Here is a 17,224-nt window from a genome sequence, read left to right as displayed (position 1 = left end):
TCGGATATGTGCAAAAGACCACATATGAAAACGCTAGGCGTCAGAATGGCTTCGGGCAAGCGGATCATCCCGAGAGCTATCGATATCGTGATCCAGAATGACAAAACGCCCGCAGAGCGAGCGTTTTGTTTCATATCCGTAATTTAGCGTGAGGATTATTCTTCGGTTTCCTCATCACCCTGATCGGCGATCCGGGCGACGCTGACGACCTCTTCGCCCTTACCGGTGTTGAAAACTTTGACCCCGCCGGCGCTGCGGGACCGGAACGAGATGCCGTCGACCGGAACCCGGATCGACTGTCCCTTGGAGGTGGCCAGCATGATCTGATCGTCGATTTCGACCGGGAACGAGGCCACCAGCGGGCCGCCCCGCATCGCCTTGTCCATCGCCATCACGCCCATGCCACCACGGCCGCGCACCGGATAGTCATGCGACGAGCTGAGCTTGCCGGACCCCTTGGCCGTGATGGTCAGGATCAGGTTCTCGGCCGCCGACATCTCGGCATAACGTTCCTGCGGCAGGATGCTGTCGGCATTGCCGCCATCCTCGTCGGCTTCGGTATCGTCGGTCACGCCGGCCATCAGGCGGCGCATTTTCAGATAGGCGGCGCGCTCGTCCGGGGTGGCCTCGAAATGACGGATCACCGACATCGAGACTACGCGGTCGCCCGCGTTCAGCCGGATGCCCCGCACACCGGTCGATTTGCGCCCCTTGAACACCCGCACGTCGGTTGTGGAGAAACGGATCGCCCGGCCGGAATTGGTGACCAGCATCACATCGTCATCGTCCGAGCAGATGCGCGCGTTGACCAGTTCCACGCCCTCGGGCAGGTCCATCGCGATCTTGCCGTTGCGCTTGACGTTGGTGAAGTCGCTCAGCGCGTTGCGGCGCACGTCGCCGGCGCTGGTGGCGAAGACGATCTGAAGGTTTTCCCATTCTTCATCCGGCACATCGACCGGCATGATCGCCGCAATGGAAACGCCGGTGGGAATCGGCAGGATGTTGACAATCGCCTTGCCCTTGCCGGTGCGCCCCGACTGGGGCAGGCGCCAGGTCTTGAGTTTGTAGACCATCCCGTCGGTGGTGAAGAACAGAAGCTGGGTGTGCGTATTGGCCACGAAGAGGGTGGTAACCACGTCCTCCTCCTTGGTCTGCATGCCCGACAGCCCCTTGCCACCCCGCTTTTGCGCGCGGAAATCGGCAAGCGGCGTGCGCTTGATATAGCCGCCCGAAGTCACGGTCACGACCATGTCTTCGCGCTCGATCAGGTCCTCGTCTTCCATGTCGCCCGACCAGTCGACGATCTCGGTGCGGCGCGGTACCGCGAATTGTTCGCGGACGCTGCGCAGTTCATCAGCGATGATGCCCATTATGCGTTCGCGCGAGGACAGGATATCCAGGTATTCCTTGATCTTTGCGGCCAGGTTTTCCAGCTCGTCCGTGACCTCTTTGACGCCCAGTTGCGTCAGGCGTTGCAGGCGCAGGTCAAGGATGGCGCGTGCCTGAACCTCGGTCAGGTTATAGGTCCCGTCGTCGTTCATCTTGGACAGCGGATCGTCGATCAGGCGCAGATAATCCGCGATGTCGGCGGCCGGCCAGCGCCGGGTCATCAGCTTTTCGCGCGCCTCGGCCGCGTCGGCCGAAGACCGGATCGTGGCCACGACCTCGTCAACGTTCGAGACCGCCACGGCCAGACCGCAGAGGATATGGCTGCGTTCCCGCGCCTTGCGCAGGTCAAAGGCGGTGCGGCGGGCAACGACATCTTCGCGGAAATCGATGAAGCTGGTCAGGAAACGGCGCAGGGTCAGCTGCTCGGGGCGGCCGCCGTTCAGCGCCAGCATGTTGCAGCCGAACGAGGTCTGCATCGGCGTGAAGCGGTACAGCTGGTTCAGCACCACCTCGGGCGTTGCGTCGCGTTTCAGCTCGACCACCACCCGTACGCCGTTGCGGTCGGATTCGTCCTGAACGTGGCTGACACCTTCGATGCGCTTTTCGCGCACCGCTTCGGCGATCTTTTCGATCATCGAGGCCTTGTTCACCTGATAGGGGATTTCATCCACGATGATGGCATAGCGATCCTTGCGCAGCTCCTCGACGCGGGTCTTGGCGCGGATGATGACGCTGCCGCGGCCTTCCAGATAGGCCTTGCGCGCGCCGGAACGGCCCAGCATCACGCCGCCGGTGGGGAAATCGGGGCCGGGGACGTATTCGATCAACTGCTCGGACGTCAGGTCCGGGTCGTCGATCAGGGCCAGTGTCGCGTTAACTACTTCGCCCAGGTTGTGCGGCGGGATGTTGGTGGCCATGCCCACCGCGATACCGCCGGCGCCGTTGACCAGCATGTTGGGGAACCGCGCGGGCAGGACGGTGGGTTCCTTGTCCTTGCCGTCGTAGTTGTCCTGGAAATCGACCGTCTCTTTCTCGATATCCGCCAGTAGGGCGGCGGCGGGCTTGTCCATCCGCACTTCGGTGTAACGCATGGCCGCCGGGTTGTCGCCGTCCATCGAGCCGAAGTTGCCCTGACCATCCAGCAGTGGCAGCGACATCGAAAAATCCTGCGCCATCCGCACCAGCGCATCATAGATCGCGCTGTCGCCGTGGGGGTGGTACTTACCCATCACGTCACCCACCGGACGGGCCGATTTGCGATAGGCCTTGTCATGGGTATTTCCGGTCTCGTGCATCGCATAGAGGATGCGCCGATGCACCGGTTTCAAACCATCGCGCAGATCGGGGATCGCGCGGCTGACGATGACCGACATCGCATAGTCCAGATAGGACGTGCGCATCTCGGATTCGATCGAGACCGTCGGGCCGTCATAGACAGGGCGCTCGGGCGGGGTTTCATCCATGTTTTCGGGGATTTCTGGCGTATCGCTCACGTAAACTGCCCGTATTTTGTGCTGGGTCTATATCTTGTGGATGCACCTTATCAGACCCGGCACATAAGGTGCAAGCAAGCAGCGCTCCCCAAGGTTCGAATCCTCGGTAACACCCAAGTAACATATTGTTATCTAAGTATTAGGGGGTTTTCGTGCTAGCCTGAGAATATCGTGCAACAAACCGGAGGTCTGCATGAAGACAAGTGAAACCGAATTGATGCTTAAGGGCTATGGCCTGACAACGGCCGAATTTTTCTATCATATGCCCGATTACGTCCACGTCCTGAATACCTTCATCTGGCAGGAATATGACCTTGCGCCGGATCATCCGAAACTCTTCGAATTCATCGAGTTTTGGCAACGAGAAATAGAAGGGCCGCTGCATTCCGTGAAATTCACGCACCGCAAGATGATCGCACCGGGCGAGTGGCGCAACATGGTTGGCGAGTTTCGCGTGAACTGAGTGATCGGCCAGGTTCGCCTGTGCGTCGGAATTCCTGTTCTCATTTGAGGCAAGTCGCGTATGGTGACTGCCAATCTGATGGCGTCACAGGAAAAAACAATGATCAGAGCCGTTCTATTTGTTGCAGCGCTTTGCATGACCAGCCCCGTTTTTGCCGAGGGTGTTCTGGACAAAATCAAAAAGGGCGCCGAGAGCGTCGGGAAGACGATCGACAAAGGTGCCGAAGCGGTTGACGATACGATCACGTCCACTTCGGAGCTGCTGTCCAACGAGGCAACACCTGAAGAAACGCGCGCAAAGCTTGACGCGATGGCAGGCGAGATTTTGGATCAGCTTTTGGCGGAAAACCCCGATGCGAGGCCACTTTATGACGTCAGTGCCGGGTATGCGGTGTTCGACTCTCGTAAGGTTACAGTATTCCCTGTGTCGGCGGGCTATGGCCGGGGCGTGGCGGTGTCGAAAGACACCGGGCAACACACATACATGAACATGGGAACGGGCGGCGTTGGCGGCGCCATCGGCATCGGTGGGTTCGAGACCAAATTCGTGATCCTGTTCGAAACCCCTGCTGATCTGGAAAAGTTCATAAACCAGGGCTATGACGCGACCGCAGAAACGGGGGCCATGTATGGCGAGGACAAAACGGGCGAAACCCTGCGTTTTACTGACGGACGCTCGTTCTTTGTTCTCAACAAAAAGGGCTGGCGCGTATCGGCCGGCGCGTCCGGTACGAAGTTCTGGAAATCGCCCGAGCTGAACTGATCAGCCAGAACAGCTGGCCCCGCCCAGAACGCAGAATTTGGCGCAATGAGGGTGGTTCAGATGCACGTCCGCCTCGGCCTCGGCCAGGGTATGACCCATCTCGAACTCGGGCTCATAGGGCAGCAGGGTGCAGGCCAGGACAGCAGGTTTTTCGGCCCCCTTGCGTTTGACCACCATACGGGCGCTGGCGCACATGACGTCGTTGGGGGATTTGTCAAGAATTCCCCAGCACGCGGTGGTGATTTCTGGAACCTCGACAGTTTCGTCCATTTCGGGAAACAGAACGGTCTGAGCCGGGTTCTGCGGGTCAATATCAAATCCGTGCCTGGCAAAGAACCTGGCATAGCCAGCACGGCTTTCCGCGTCTGACTCCCCCCAGACCGTACGCCCGGCGATGGCCATGTTGAAACCGTGGTCGCGCAACCATTCCATCCCGGCCAGGGTTTTGTCGAAACTGCCGTCGCCGCGTTCTTCGTCGTGCAGGGCCGGGCGGAAGTGATCGACCGAAATGCGCAGAGTCAACATGTGGTTGAATTCCTTTTGCAACCCCAGCAACCCTTCGCGCATTTTGCGGCGCATCATCGGCGCCATTGCGTTGGTCAGGATCAGAACCTTGTACCCTCGTTCCAGCGCGGCGCGCGTCATGTCGATCATTTGCGGGTTCATGAACGGCTCACCGCCCGTGAAACCGATCTCGTGCACGGGCCAGTTGCGGGCTTCGATCTGATCCAGGTAGTTCCGGACCTCGTCAGCGGTGATGTAAACCAAAGCGTCATTGGTCGGGCTGCTGGCGATATAGCAGTTCACGCATTCGATATTGCACAAAGTGCCCGTATTGAACCAAAGGGTCTCGGGCCGTGTCAGGGAAACCTTTGCGCGGGTTTGGCCGTCAGCTGTCACCGATTTGTTTTGAAACTTGCCGATATTGGCGAGCTGAGGGGCGTTGTCTTTCATTCCCGCATCCGGTTCTTAAAGGTCATCAATTCGATCTAGCCCTTTGTCGCGGATTTGGTAAGGGTGACGCAGCGGTTCTGACAGAGTTTTGAACAGAGTGATTTTTTGCCGAATGGTTGCGCTAACATTGGACATGCCGGAAGGGGCGAGGTAAGGACAATTCATGGTTTCACGCGTCATACCTGTTGATCCCTTTGATCTGATCATTTTCGGCGGTACCGGCGATCTGGCGCAGCGCAAGATTCTGCCCGCGCTTTACCGTCGGTTTTGCGCCGGGCAATGGCACGAGGATGCCAGGATTATTGCAGCAGCGCGGGCGGGCCATTCCGCGGAAGATTTCCGACGGATGGTCGCAGAATCGCTTCACCGGCATGCTGCGGTCCGCGCTTCAGAGTCCCAGAGAGTGTCCCGTTTTCTACAGCGGGTCGATTATGTCCCGCTGGATGCAGTATCAGCCGAAGGATGGGACCTGCTGGGTAAAAAACTGTCACCCAACCGCGTGCGCGCGTTCTATTTCTCGGTCGGCCCCAGCCTGTTCGGCCCCTTGGCCGAGCGGGTCCGGGCCTATGACTTGGCGACCGAAGATACGCGCATCGTGGTGGAAAAACCGTTCGGGCATGATCTGGGCAGCGCGCGAGAGCTGAATGCCACACTGGCTGCGCATTTTGATGAAAGCCAGATCTACCGAATCGATCACTATCTGGGCAAGGAAACCGTCCAGAACCTGATGGCCGTACGGTTTGGCAATATGCTGTTCGAACCGTTGTGGAACAGCCAGTATGTCGACCACATCCAGATCACCGTTGCCGAAACCGTGGGCATCGATGGGCGCGAAGAATACTATGAACGCGCCGGCGCGATGCGGGACATGGTGCAAAACCACCTGATGCAGCTGCTGTGCCTGATTGCCATGGAACCCCCGGCGAAGTTCGATCCGGACGCGGTGCGGGATGAAAAGCTCAAGGTGATCCGGGCGCTTGATCCGGTGGAGCCGCATCACATCGTGCGCGGCCAGTTTTCGGCAGGGCCGGAAGGGGTGGGATACCGCGAATGTGTCGGCAATCCACGCTCGACCACTGAAAGCTATGTGGCGCTGAAGGCGCATGTCAGCAATTGGCGATGGGCGGGCACGCCGTTTTATCTGCGTACGGGCAAACGGCTGGTGGCGCGCTCGTCGATTATCAATGTGATGTTCAAGGACGCGCCGCATTCGATTTTCGGGGAAGAGGCCGGGCGTCACGCCAATGCGTTGTCGATCCGGTTGCAACCCAACGAAGGGATCACGCTGAAAGTGACGATCAAGGAGCCGGGACCGGGCGGGATGCGGCTGATCGACGTTCCATTGGACATGAGTTTCGCCGAAGCACTGGGGCCTGAGAATCAAGACCCGCCAGATGCTTACGAGCGCCTCGTCATGGACGTGATACGGGGCAACCAGACGCTGTTCATGCGCGGAGACGAGGTCGAGGCCGCCTGGGCCTGGACCGATCCGATCATCGCCGGATGGCTGGCGCGCGGGGACGTGCCGAAACCTTATGACAGCGGCAGCACAGGGCCGGGCGACGCCGAGCTGCTGATGAAACGGGACGGTCGCCGCTGGCAGGGAATAAAGCCATGAACATTCAGGAATATGCCGACCGGGAAATGCTGGCCATCGATGTGGCAAACGCGTTGGCTGGTGAGCTTGAGGCCGCTTTGTTGCACAATGACACCGTTGCATTGGCCGTCCCCGGCGGGACAACACCGGGGCCGGTTTTTGACAGCCTGTGTGCCGCCGATCTCGAGTGGGACCGTGTGCGTGTTCTGCCTACGGACGAACGCTGCGTGCCGGCTGATCACGAACGTTCGAACGAACGTCTGATCCGGGAAAGACTGCTGACAAACCGGGCATCCGTGGCGCAGTATCTTCCACTTTATGTTCCGGGCGCAGAGCCTGAAGCGGCGTTGCCGGAAATTGAATCGCTGATCGCGCCGGTGCTGCCTTTGTCGGTTCTTGTCCTCGGGATGGGGGAAGACATGCACACGGCCTCGTTGTTCCCGGGAATGGACGGGCTGGACAAGGCCCTCGACAGCCAGGCGCCAACCTTGATCGTCGCCCGGACCGATGTGCAGCCAGAGCCCCGGATTTCTTTGACGGCCCCTGTTCTGGACGGGGCCTTGTCGAAGCATCTGATCATCTACGGTCAGGCAAAACGAGACGTTTTGGACAAAGCCATGTCGATGCCACCGGAAGAGGCACCGATCGCCGCGGTCCTCAGCGGCATGACGGTTCATTGGGCGGAGTGAGGCAATGCAGTTGGATGCTTTGAAGGCGCTTGCAGCAGCTGACCGCCGTATCGTCGACCTGTTTGCAAAGGATGCAACCCGGGCCGGGTCGTTTTCAGCCTCGACCGGGGATTTGCTGTTCGATTATTCAAAAACGCAGATCGATGAAGACGTGCGCGCTGCTTTGTTGCAATTGTGCGAAGATGCCGGGCTTGCGACGCGGCGCGACGCCATGTTTGCCGGGAAGAAGATCAACGAAACCGAAGGGCGCGCAGTGCTGCACACCGCCCTGCGCAACCTTGATGGTGGGCCGGTTGACGTGGACGGTCAGGACGTCATGCCCGGGGTTCTGGACACGCTGCATCGGATGCGTGTCTTTGCCGAGGAAGTGCGCGGCGGCGCCATTGCGGGGGCAGGGGGCAGTTTCACCGATGTGGTGAATATCGGCATCGGGGGGTCCGACCTTGGCCCGGTGATGGTCACGCACGCACTGGCCCCTTATCACGATGGCCCGCGGGTGCATTACGTCTCGAACGTGGATGGGGCCCATATCGCGGACACGTTGCGCCCGTTGGATCCGGCGCGGACGCTTGTGATTGTCGCGTCCAAGACATTCACCACGATCGAAACGATGACCAATGCGCGCACGGCCCGCGCCTGGATGTCCGAGGGCGGAGGTGATCCGTCCCGCCAGTTTGCCGCCGTATCCAGCGCGCTGGACAAGACGCAGGCTTTCGGCATCCCCGAGGCGCATGTATTCGGTTTCGCCGATTGGGTGGGCGGGCGTTATTCGGTCTGGGGGCCGGTCGGATTGCCGGTCATGATTGCCGTCGGTTCAAATGCATTTGATGCGTTTCTGCGGGGCGGGCAGGCGATGGATCTGCATTTCCGCTCGGCGGATTGGGTGGAAAACATGCCTGTGATGCTGGCGCTGGTCGGCATCTGGCACCGTCAGGTTCTGGGTTGTACCAGCCGCGCTGTGCTGCCCTATGATCAGCGTTTGCTGCGCCTGCCAGCCTATCTCCAGCAGCTGGAAATGGAATCGAATGGCAAATCTGTCGCGATGGACGGGTCTTCGCTGGCTGTCCCCTCCGGGCCGGTGGTCTGGGGTGAGCCGGGCACCAATGGCCAGCATGCGTTCTATCAGCTGATCCATCAGGGGACGGATGTCATTCCCTGTGAATTCATGGTCGCCGCCGAAGGGCACGAACCCGAGTTGACCCACCATCACCGCCTGCTATTGGCCAACTGTCTGGCCCAGTCAGAGGCTTTGATGCGTGGCCGGTCTTTGGATGAAGCCCATGAACGCATGGCAGAGAAAGGCCTTGATGGCGACGAACTTGACCGACAGGCGCGACACCGCGTGTTTCCGGGCAACCGCCCTTCCACAACGCTGATCTATCCGAAGCTTACGCCGTTCGTTCTGGGGCAGATTATCGCGCTGTACGAGCATCGTGTGTTCGTTGAAGGTGTTCTGCTGGGCATCAATTCCTTTGATCAGTGGGGTGTGGAATTGGGCAAAGAGCTTGCCAACTCGCTTGGACCTGTCGTGGATGGTGTCGCCAGTGCTGACGGTAAGGACGGATCAACCGCCGCATTGGTCGCCTACGCGCTGAAACACCGAAACTAAGAGCGAAAAAATGCCGCCCACGGCCGTGTTGGGCTGCATTCTTTTATTGTCAGACAATTAAATGATTGGCAGGGTTCCTCCGTAGGAAACGACTGTATTGACGCATCGGGTCACGCCCCAAGCCGTCAATGCCAGATGGACAAGGCAGAGGCCATCCAAGGTCTCGCCAAGGACGGGAGGATGTCCATGTTAGGACAGATGATGACGCAACCCTTGCTGGTTTCGTCGCTGATCGATCACGCTGACCGCTATCACGGCCAGACCGAGATTGTTTCGGTTGAAACGGATGGAACGGTCACTGAAACCAACTGGTCCGAGATTGCGGTGAATGCCCGACGGATGGCGTCGGCCTTGACCAATCTGGGGCTGGAACCGCAGGACAGGATCGGGACACTGGCCTGGAACAATCGGCGGCATCTCGAGATCTATTTTGCCACGTCCGGCGCGGGCTATGTCTGTCACACGGTCAATCCCCGCCTGTTCCCCGAGCAGCTGACCTTTATCATCAACCATGCCCAGGACAGGGTTCTGTTCTTTGATGCGACGTTCATTCCGCTGGTCGCCGCGCTGCATGACGCTTTGTCCGAAGTTCAGCATTTTGTCCTCATGGGGCCTCGCAATGAAGAGGCTGCGGCTCAGGTTCCTGATCTGAAGTTCTATGACGAGTTGCTGGAGACCGGGGATGCAGGTTTCCAATGGCCTGAGCTGGATGAAAAGACGGCCTGCGGTCTGTGCTATACGTCGGGAACCACGGGCAATCCAAAGGGCGTGTTGTATTCCCATCGGTCAACACTGCTGCACAGTTTTGCATCGAACACACGGGATGTGATCGGGTATTCAGCGATGGATGTTGTCATGCCGGTTGTGCCGATGTTCCACGTCAACGCGTGGGGGTCGCCTTACGCCTGCGCCATGTCGGGATCGCGGCTTGTATTGCCTGGGCCGGATTTGCACGGCGAGGCGCTGGTCAATCTGATCGACACCTATGGCGTGACCTTGGCCATGGGCGTGCCGACCATCTGGCAGGGCTTGCTGGCCTATGCTGCGGCATGCGGAACCGAACTCAAAAGCCTTGAACGCACGGTTATCGGCGGCGCCGCGTGCCCTCCGTCGATGATCGAAACGTTCCGCGAAACCTATGGCGTTGACACGGTCCACGCCTGGGGCATGAGCGAGATGAGCCCGCTGGGCACGACGAATTATCCATTGGCCAAACATCTGAAGCTGCCGCCGGAAGAACAGCACAAGATCCGCCTGAGTCAGGGCAGACCACCCTTTGGGGTCGAATTGAAAATCGTGGACGAAGATGGGAATGATCTGCCGCATGACGGCGAAACCCAAGGCGATTTGATGGTGCGAGGTCACTGGGTTCTGGACAGCTACTTCCAGTTGCAGGATCAGGAACTTTTACAGGATGGCTGGTTCGCCACCGGGGATGTGGCCACTTTGGATCCGGATGGCTACATGACCATTCGCGACAGATCCAAAGACATCATCAAATCCGGTGGGGAATGGATCAGTTCGGTCGAGCTTGAAAACATCGCCGTGGCCCACCCCCAGCTTGCAACGGCCGCCGTGGTTGGTGTTCCGCATCCGAAATGGGATGAACGCCCCTTGCTGGTTGCCGTGAAAGCCGATGGTGAGAATCCCGGCGAAGAGGATTTGCTTGCCTTTTTCGAAGGCAAAATCGCCAAGTGGCAGATCCCGGACAAGGTTGTCTTTGTCGACGCATTGCCGCTGAGCGCGACCGGAAAGGTATTGAAACGCAAGCTTCGGGCCGAGTTCGGCGACGCCCTGACAGGCTAGGTCTGCTGCGTTTTGGGGAATTGGCTCCGGCGGTAGGGATCGAACCTACGACCAATTGATTAACAGTCAACTGCTCTACCGCTGAGCTACGCCGGAACGGTTCGCGCCGTATAGCAATCCGGTTTCCCGACGTCCAGAGGGTGCGTGTGTTTTTCGACGAAAAAAACCGGCATAAATCGATGTGATTTTTGACGGCAATGCAGGTCTGAACGAAGGGGGGATTTTGGCTCCGGCGGTAGGGATCGAACCTACGACCAATTGATTAACAGTCAACTGCTCTACCGCTGAGCTACGCCGGAACTGAGGCGCATATAGCAACCCCGATTCCGGACGTCCAGTGGTTAAGTACGAGAACCATCAAAAAATTTTGCTGTTTTAGCGAACCCGCCGAAAAACAGATGAAACTGACAGGGGGCCAATGGGAGCCACTTTGTTTTTCCCATTCAGATCAACGAGATGAGCGAAAACGTTGCGCTCGGCCGCGGGCAGCAATGCCGCTGGCGTATCCGTATAGATGCGCCCAGCCAGATCCCGTGCCGTCCCGTCTTCATCCTCCAGTGCGCTCAGGATCTGTGCCTCGCGGGTCTGGCGGTGTGCAATCAGCCAGTCCAAACGTTCGGCAGGGCTGGTGATCGGTGCGCCATGGCCTGCATGGAAAACCGACCAGTCGCGCGCGCGCAGCCGATGGCAGGCAGTCATGAAGTCGGTCAGATCACCATCCGGAGGGGACACCAATGAGCTGGCCCAACCCATGACATGATCCGCCGTGAAGCAGATGTTCTGCCAGGCCAGGGCAATGTGATTGCCCAGATGGCCCGGTGTGTGAATGACCTCAAGCTGCCACCCGTCGCCATTGATGGTCTCACCATCCGTCACTTCGACATCAGGGCGAAACGTGGTGTCGATGCCTTCGCCGCCGCCGGTCAGCCCCTGCGCGGCAAGATCGGTCATGACGGCGCTGCGCCCCGCCTCGGGCCCGCCATAAGCATAAATCGTCGCCCCTGTGCGCGCCGCCAGCGGAGCCGCCAAGGGTGAATGGTCCACATGCGTATGTGTGACAATGATATGGCTGATCCTTTGACCCGGCGCCAAGGAATCCAGAATTGCGCCCAGATGTGCCTCGCTTGCAGGGCCTGGATCGATGACGGCAATGTCGCGTTCACCCAGCAGATACGTGTTGGTACCGCGATAGGTCATCGGAGAGGGATTCGGGGCCAGAATACGCCGCAAACCCGGATGCAGTTCCTCTGGCTGGCCGACGGGCGGATCGAAATCATCTGGTGCCTGCATTCTGTGCTCTTTCTCTTGTCCGGGCAGCCCGTTAGGTTTAGCGCATGTCTTCGCACTGGCTCAAACCTTATATGCCTCGCAGTCTTTACGCCCGGGCAGCGCTGATCCTGGTTTTACCTGTGATCGTGCTGTTGCTGGTCGTGGGAATCGCGTTCCTTCAAAAGCATCTTGAGGATGTCACCGGCCAGATGACGCGCGCGGCATCCCGCGAGGTGATGCTGATTTCGACAATGATCGAGGACGCGGAAACGCAACAACAGGCGCTGGCGTCGATTCGTCCCGATTTGCAGGCCCTTGAGATGAAGGCCAGGTTTCTGGGCGTCAACGAACAGCCTGAGATTGGCGCGCGGCGATGGTATGATTTCATCGCCCCGCAGGTCGAATCCGAACTGTATGCCAGGTTGCCCAATCTTGACGCCGTGGCTTTACCCAGCAGCAAAGAAGCGCGGGTTTATTTGAAGACCCATCTGGGGCTGCTGCAATTGACGTTCGATCGGCGCAGGTTGTCGCCCGCGGCCCCGCATCAATTGATCGTCACCATGGTGTTCTTTGCGGTCATCATGACGACGATCTCGTTTCTTTACATGCGGAATCAATTGCGTCCCATTACGCGCCTCGCTGATGCGGCGCAGGCCTTCGGGCGGGGGCGAATCGTTCCGTATTCACCCGGTGGGGCCATCGAGGTGCGCGCGGCGGGAAATGCGTTTCTGGATATGCGGTCGCGGATCGAACGCCAGATCGAACAAAGGACGTTGATGCTGTCGGGTGTCAGCCACGATCTGCGCACCCCGTTGACGCGTCTGAAGCTTGGACTGTCGATGTTGCCGGAAGACGAGGCCGCACCGTTGCAAAAGGATGTCACGGAAATGCAGTCCTTGCTGGATGCGTTTCTGGATTTCTCGCGTGGGGCTGCCGAGGGATCGACGGAAGAGGTCCAACCGGATGAATTCCTCCGCCAGATCGTGGATGATGCAAAACGGGCCGGTCATCAGGCAGAGCTGATCGCGGTCGAGGGGCAGGGGACGGTCATGATACGCCCGATGGCTGTACGCCGGGCGGTGGAAAACCTGATTGGAAATGCCATGCGCTATGGCAGCCGGGCCGAGCTCAGCCTGTTTTTGAACGCGAAATCGATGCGCATCCGCGTTGAGGATGACGGCCCCGGTATACCTGCGGACCAACGTACAGAGGCGGTAAAGCCTTTCACGCGACTCGACCCGGCTCGCAATCAGAATCAGGGCAGTGGCGTTGGCCTTGGTCTTGCGATTGTGGCGGATGTCGCGCGCGCGCATGGTGGCGCTTTGCGTCTGTCGAAAAGTGAACGTCTCGGAGGGCTCTGCGCGGACATTATTATCGGGCGATAGACCCCCTGTTATGTCTGCGCTTGGGGTTCAATTTTGTTAATTTGTCTGGCCATGGCATCCTGTCCCCATAGTTTTTTGCTTTTTTGGGGGCGCATAGGATGGTTATCGCAGGATTCGTGAAATTGGCCGAAAAGGGGTTTGTCGGGTGCGCGACACTTGCGGCCCTGCTGCCTCTTTGGCAGTGGTATGACGAAACCGATGAAAGGCGGGTGGAACGTCTGACCGGTTTTATCGGGGCAGGCGATACATGTCTGAAATGGTTGCGGTCCGACCTGATCGAGTCGTTGGCATCCGAGTTGTGGCATGCGTCGCAGCAGGACGTGGTGGAAGGCGACGAGGATCTGGCACCTCTTCCGGTTCAGGTGCGTGCCAATATGGCGATATTTTGCGCTGAAATGCTGGACTATTTGCAGAATGACTTCGGAAAGTTCGATGAGCCTCTTGCCTATGATTACTACATGATGATCATGGATGCTTCGTTCTGGGTCGATCCTGATGAATTCGAGACCTATTTGGAGGCGGTGCATCAAGATCCGAGCCTGTCCGGCAGTCACGAGGATTACAGCTTTGGTGGGCGCGACGGCTATTCCTATGAATGGCAAGTAACCCAAGAGGAGCTTGACGCCTATTTTGGGTTCGAAGATTCGGACGGATAAGCCAGTGCATCAACGTCCAGACGGCAACAACCCACCCGGATGTTTCGGCGAAATGGTAGGCCCGGAGGGACTCGAACCCCCAACCAAAGCGTTATGAGCGCTCTGCTCTAACCAATTGAGCTACAGGCCCGCCTAGGCGCTTGGGTATCACGGTGAACAGCCGCGTCAAGCCTGACCGTTGCAACAAACGCCACAATCGACTAACCCGCCCGCAAAGCTTTCTTGAGGGACCGGACATGACAGCGGGTAAAAACGGAATCACCTATGCCGATGCAGGTGTTGATATCGACGCGGGCAACGCCCTGGTCGATCGGATCAAACCCGCCGCCAAGCGGACCAACCGCCCCGGTGTGATGAGCGGCCTGGGTGGATTTGGCGCGCTGTTCGATCTGAAGGCTGCCGGATACCAGGACCCGATCCTGGTCGGTGCGACGGATGGCGTGGGCACCAAGCTGCGGATTGCGATTGATACCGGCGTCGTGGACGGGGTCGGCATCGATCTGGTGGCCATGTGCGTGAATGACCTGATCTGTCAGGGGGCCGAGCCGCTGTTCTTCCTCGATTATTTCGCGACCGGCAGGCTGGATACCGATACGGCGGCGCGGATCATCGAAGGGATTGCCGAAGGCTGTGCGCAGTCTGGCTGTGCCCTGATCGGTGGTGAAACCGCCGAGATGCCGGGAATGTATCCCGATGGCGATTTTGATCTGGCCGGGTTTGCGGTCGGTGCGATGGAACGCGGCGCAGATCTGCCCGCGGGCGTTCAAGCCGGTGACGTCCTTTTGGGTCTGGCCTCGAACGGGGTGCATTCCAACGGCTATTCGCTTGTGCGCAAGCTGGTCGAACTGTCCGGTCTGGGCTGGGATTCGCCGTCGCCCTTCGGAGAGGGTAACCTGGGTGAGGCACTTCTGACGCCCACACGCCTTTACGTAAAACCGGCTTTGGCTGCGGTTCGTGCGGGTGGTGTTCACGCGCTGGCGCATATCACCGGCGGTGGGTTGACCGAAAATCTTCCGCGCGTGCTGCCCCAAGGGCTTGGGGCCCGGATCGATCTGGGCAGCTGGCAGTTGTCCCCTGTCTTCAGGTGGATGGCGAAGACCGGCAGCATTGTTGAGGCGGAGATGCTCAAGACCTTCAATTGCGGTATTGGCCTTATTATCGTGTGCGCCGCGGACAAGGCGGATGAGCTGTCGGCCCTGCTGGCGGATGCCGGTGAAACCGTCGCTCGGATCGGTACCATCACGGAAACGCCCGGCGTTGCTTATTCGGGCAAACTGCTGTGAGCCAGAAGCGCGTCGCGATCCTGATCTCCGGGGGCGGGTCGAACATGGTGTCGCTTGTTGACAGCATGACCAAAGATCATCCGGCGCGGCCCTGTTTGGTGTTGTCCAATGACGCGCAGGCAGGCGGGCTGAAAAAAGCTGCGGACCGTGGCATTCCGACCGCAGTGGTTGATCATCGCCCTTTCAAGGGGGACCGCAGTGCCTTTGAAGCCGAGCTTTTGAAACCCCTGCAAGAGGCGCAACCCGACATTGTCTGCCTGGCTGGCTTCATGCGGGTTCTGACAGCGGATTTCGTGTCTCGGTTTCAAGGACGAATGCTGAATATCCACCCTTCATTATTGCCAAAATACAAAGGGTTAAACACCCATGCCCGCGCGATACAAGCCGGAGATTCCGAACACGGCTGCTCGGTGCATGAGGTGACGGCGGCACTGGATGACGGCCCGATTCTGGGCCAGGCACGGGTGCCGATCCAAGCCGATGATACACCGGAATCGCTGGCTGCGCGGGTGCTGGTGTGGGAACACAAACTCTACCCTGAAGTGCTGCGGCGCTTTGCTGAAGGCAACAGGTCGCCCGTCCTGTTGCCGTGAACGCTCTGTGGGTGATTTACACCCGTGCAATAATCGGCCTATGGTCGTCGACAACGCTCGGGACGAGGACAAAAACGGGCAGGCACAAAAACAAGAGCGATACTAGTACGGCGCATGAAAACCCTGACGACGACGCAAGAGCTGGCCGATTTCTGCAAGGCCGCCGAAGGCTATCCCTATATCACGGTCGACACCGAATTTCTGCGCGAGCGGACGTATTACTCCAAGCTGTGCCTGGTGCAATTGGCTGTCCCGTCCGAGGATGAAGACAGCGCGGTTCTGGTCGATCCGCTTGCCGATGGTTTGTCGCTTGACCCGCTTTACGATCTTTTCCGGAATGAAAGCGTGGTCAAAGTGTTCCATGCTGCCCGCCAGGACCTTGAGATCTTCTGGGTCGAAGCCGGCGTTTTTCCCAAGCCGCTGTTCGACACACAGGTCGCAGCGATGGTGTGCGGGTTTGGCGAACAGGTCGGCTATGAAACTCTGGTCCGGAAAATCTGCAAACAAGGCGTTGATAAGACTTCTCGGTTCACCGACTGGTCCCGGCGCCCGTTGACCGATGCTCAAAAAAACTATGCTCTGGCAGACGTGACGCATCTGCGCGGGATCTATGAATACCTGGCCGCAGAACTTGAAAAGACGCAGCGCAGCCATTGGGTTGCCGAAGAATTGCGGACGCTGACACAGCCTGCCACATATGACATCCGCCCTGAGGACGCATGGAAGCGGGTAAAGACGCGTACGAACTCGGCCAAGTTTCTGGCCGTGGTGCGCGAATTGGCGCAGTTTCGCGAATCCTATGCGCAGGAAAACAACGTGCCACGGAACCGCGTATTCAAAGACGACGCGCTGATCGAGCTGGCATCGACCAAACCCAAAACACATTCGGATTTGGGCGGATCCCGCCTGTTGCTGCGCGAAGCCCGCAAAGGGGCGATCGCCGAAGGTATTCTGGCAGCGGTCAAGCGTGGCGTGAATTGCCCGCCCGACAAATTGCCCAAGGTCGACACTTCGCGCGACAAGCTCAAGGTCAATCCGGCGCTGGCTGACCTACTGAGGGTTCTGCTGAAGTCCAAGACCGAAAGTTCAGGTGTGGCGGCGAAATTGATCGCCACAAGCTCGGACCTGGATCAGATTGCGGCCGGCGAGCGGGATGTTCCAGCCTTGTCGGGATGGCGGTTCGAGGTCTTTGGCGAGGATGCTCTCAAACTGTGCGAAGGAAAGATTGCCCTCGCGGCCAAAGGACAGTCGGTCAAGGTCGTGTCCCTGTAACGGC

Annotated in this window: 14 protein-coding genes and 3 tRNA genes; 11 read left to right on the top strand and 6 right to left on the bottom strand. The window is 58.9% G+C overall.

What is annotated here, in order from left to right; genetic code table 11:
- Nucleotides 1–155 precede the first annotated feature (155 nt).
- Nucleotides 156–2,882, bottom strand: a complete 2,727-nt coding sequence (gyrA, locus tag GS620_RS03810; protein WP_171328236.1) for a DNA gyrase subunit A — start codon at nucleotides 2,880–2,882, stop codon at nucleotides 156–158.
- A 193-nt stretch (nucleotides 2,883–3,075) separates the two neighbouring features.
- On the opposite strand from gyrA, the gene GS620_RS03805 reads away from it, so the two are divergent.
- Nucleotides 3,076–3,345: an usg protein gene (locus tag GS620_RS03805; protein WP_152458119.1), complete on the top strand. Its 270-nt coding sequence runs from the start codon at nucleotides 3,076–3,078 to the stop codon at nucleotides 3,343–3,345.
- A 99-nt stretch (nucleotides 3,346–3,444) separates the two neighbouring features.
- Complete coding sequence (locus tag GS620_RS03800) at nucleotides 3,445–4,107, top strand: hypothetical protein (RefSeq protein ID WP_216597803.1); 663 nt, start codon at nucleotides 3,445–3,447, stop codon at nucleotides 4,105–4,107.
- On the opposite strand, the gene GS620_RS03795 is transcribed toward GS620_RS03800, so the two are convergent.
- On the bottom strand, nucleotides 4,108–5,061 hold the full coding sequence (locus GS620_RS03795; protein WP_171614132.1) for a radical SAM protein: 954 nt from the start codon (nucleotides 5,059–5,061) through the stop codon (nucleotides 4,108–4,110). It lies immediately after the preceding gene.
- 163 nt (nucleotides 5,062–5,224) lie between these two features.
- Between GS620_RS03795 and zwf the strand changes: the two genes are divergently transcribed.
- From zwf to GS620_RS03775, 4 genes are all read left to right on the top strand, one after another.
- The gene (gene zwf / locus GS620_RS03790) at nucleotides 5,225–6,679 is read left to right on the top strand and encodes a glucose-6-phosphate dehydrogenase (RefSeq protein WP_171614130.1); all 1,455 of its coding nucleotides are present in this window, start codon (nucleotides 5,225–5,227) and stop codon (nucleotides 6,677–6,679) included.
- Nucleotides 6,676–7,347, top strand: a complete 672-nt coding sequence (pgl, locus tag GS620_RS03785) for a 6-phosphogluconolactonase (protein WP_152458116.1) — start codon at nucleotides 6,676–6,678, stop codon at nucleotides 7,345–7,347. Before zwf ends, pgl begins: the two co-directional genes overlap by 4 nt.
- A gap of 4 nt (nucleotides 7,348–7,351) precedes the next feature.
- On the top strand, nucleotides 7,352–8,956 hold the full coding sequence (pgi, locus tag GS620_RS03780) for a glucose-6-phosphate isomerase (protein ID WP_171614128.1): 1,605 nt from the start codon (nucleotides 7,352–7,354) through the stop codon (nucleotides 8,954–8,956).
- Between the two features lie 186 nt (nucleotides 8,957–9,142).
- The gene (locus tag GS620_RS03775) at nucleotides 9,143–10,762 is read left to right on the top strand and encodes a long-chain-fatty-acid--CoA ligase (RefSeq protein ID WP_171614498.1); all 1,620 of its coding nucleotides are present in this window, start codon (nucleotides 9,143–9,145) and stop codon (nucleotides 10,760–10,762) included.
- A gap of 21 nt (nucleotides 10,763–10,783) precedes the next feature.
- Here GS620_RS03775 and GS620_RS03770 read toward each other — a convergent pair.
- From GS620_RS03770 to GS620_RS03760, 3 genes are all read right to left on the bottom strand, one after another.
- Nucleotides 10,784–10,858 (bottom strand) — tRNA-Asn (locus tag GS620_RS03770).
- A gap of 128 nt (nucleotides 10,859–10,986) precedes the next feature.
- A tRNA-Asn gene (locus GS620_RS03765) sits at nucleotides 10,987–11,061 on the bottom strand.
- Between the two features lie 76 nt (nucleotides 11,062–11,137).
- Entirely contained in the window at nucleotides 11,138–12,052 is a 915-nt protein-coding gene (locus GS620_RS03760) for an MBL fold metallo-hydrolase (protein WP_171614126.1), read from the bottom strand.
- A gap of 44 nt (nucleotides 12,053–12,096) precedes the next feature.
- Between GS620_RS03760 and GS620_RS03755 the strand changes: the two genes are divergently transcribed.
- Nucleotides 12,097–13,416 (top strand): ATP-binding protein, encoded by a 1,320-nt coding sequence (locus GS620_RS03755; RefSeq protein WP_171167937.1) that lies wholly within the window; start codon nucleotides 12,097–12,099, stop codon nucleotides 13,414–13,416.
- Between the two features lie 98 nt (nucleotides 13,417–13,514).
- Nucleotides 13,515–14,072, top strand: a complete 558-nt coding sequence (locus GS620_RS03750) for a hypothetical protein (protein ID WP_171614124.1) — start codon at nucleotides 13,515–13,517, stop codon at nucleotides 14,070–14,072.
- A gap of 53 nt (nucleotides 14,073–14,125) precedes the next feature.
- Here the strand turns inward: GS620_RS03750 and GS620_RS03745 are convergent.
- Nucleotides 14,126–14,202: transfer RNA gene (locus GS620_RS03745), tRNA-Ile, on the bottom strand.
- Between the two features lie 106 nt (nucleotides 14,203–14,308).
- Here GS620_RS03745 and purM point away from each other — a divergent pair.
- The 3 genes from purM to rnd all read left to right on the top strand — a co-directional run bounded on the left by purM (nucleotide 14,309) and on the right by rnd (nucleotide 17,220).
- Nucleotides 14,309–15,355: a phosphoribosylformylglycinamidine cyclo-ligase gene (gene purM / locus GS620_RS03740; protein ID WP_171614122.1), complete on the top strand. Its 1,047-nt coding sequence runs from the start codon at nucleotides 14,309–14,311 to the stop codon at nucleotides 15,353–15,355.
- Nucleotides 15,352–15,948 carry a phosphoribosylglycinamide formyltransferase gene (gene purN / locus GS620_RS03735; RefSeq protein ID WP_171614120.1) on the top strand — a complete coding sequence of 199 codons (597 nt, stop codon included), beginning with the start codon at nucleotides 15,352–15,354 and terminating at the stop codon, nucleotides 15,946–15,948. The genes purM and purN overlap by 4 nt, the downstream gene beginning before the upstream one ends.
- A gap of 114 nt (nucleotides 15,949–16,062) precedes the next feature.
- Nucleotides 16,063–17,220 (top strand): ribonuclease D, encoded by a 1,158-nt coding sequence (rnd, locus tag GS620_RS03730; RefSeq protein WP_171362791.1) that lies wholly within the window; start codon nucleotides 16,063–16,065, stop codon nucleotides 17,218–17,220.
- Nucleotides 17,221–17,224 lie beyond the last annotated feature (4 nt).

The sequence above is a fragment of the Ruegeria sp. HKCCD6428 genome, from assembly GCF_013110595.1.
GTDB lineage: Bacteria > Pseudomonadota > Alphaproteobacteria > Rhodobacterales > Rhodobacteraceae > Ruegeria.
The sequence above is the reverse complement of the archived record's forward strand: the minus strand, read 5'-3'. Positions and strand labels throughout refer to the sequence as shown.

Coding starts and splice junctions, on each gene's coding strand:
- GS620_RS03800 (WP_216597803.1), top strand. CDS start 3,445: ATGATCAGAGCCGTTCTATTTGTTGCAGCGCTTTGCATGACCAGCCCC.
- GS620_RS03775 (WP_171614498.1), top strand. CDS start 9,143: ATGTTAGGACAGATGATGACGCAACCCTTGCTGGTTTCGTCGCTGATC.
- GS620_RS03795 (WP_171614132.1), bottom strand. CDS start 5,061: ATGAAAGACAACGCCCCTCAGCTCGCCAATATCGGCAAGTTTCAAAAC.
- pgi (WP_171614128.1), top strand. CDS start 7,352: ATGCAGTTGGATGCTTTGAAGGCGCTTGCAGCAGCTGACCGCCGTATC.
- GS620_RS03805 (WP_152458119.1), top strand. CDS start 3,076: ATGAAGACAAGTGAAACCGAATTGATGCTTAAGGGCTATGGCCTGACA.
- GS620_RS03760 (WP_171614126.1), bottom strand. CDS start 12,052: ATGCAGGCACCAGATGATTTCGATCCGCCCGTCGGCCAGCCAGAGGAA.
- purM (WP_171614122.1), top strand. CDS start 14,309: ATGACAGCGGGTAAAAACGGAATCACCTATGCCGATGCAGGTGTTGAT.
- rnd (WP_171362791.1), top strand. CDS start 16,063: ATGAAAACCCTGACGACGACGCAAGAGCTGGCCGATTTCTGCAAGGCC.
- GS620_RS03750 (WP_171614124.1), top strand. CDS start 13,515: ATGGTTATCGCAGGATTCGTGAAATTGGCCGAAAAGGGGTTTGTCGGG.
- zwf (WP_171614130.1), top strand. CDS start 5,225: ATGGTTTCACGCGTCATACCTGTTGATCCCTTTGATCTGATCATTTTC.
- pgl (WP_152458116.1), top strand. CDS start 6,676: ATGAACATTCAGGAATATGCCGACCGGGAAATGCTGGCCATCGATGTG.
- GS620_RS03755 (WP_171167937.1), top strand. CDS start 12,097: ATGTCTTCGCACTGGCTCAAACCTTATATGCCTCGCAGTCTTTACGCC.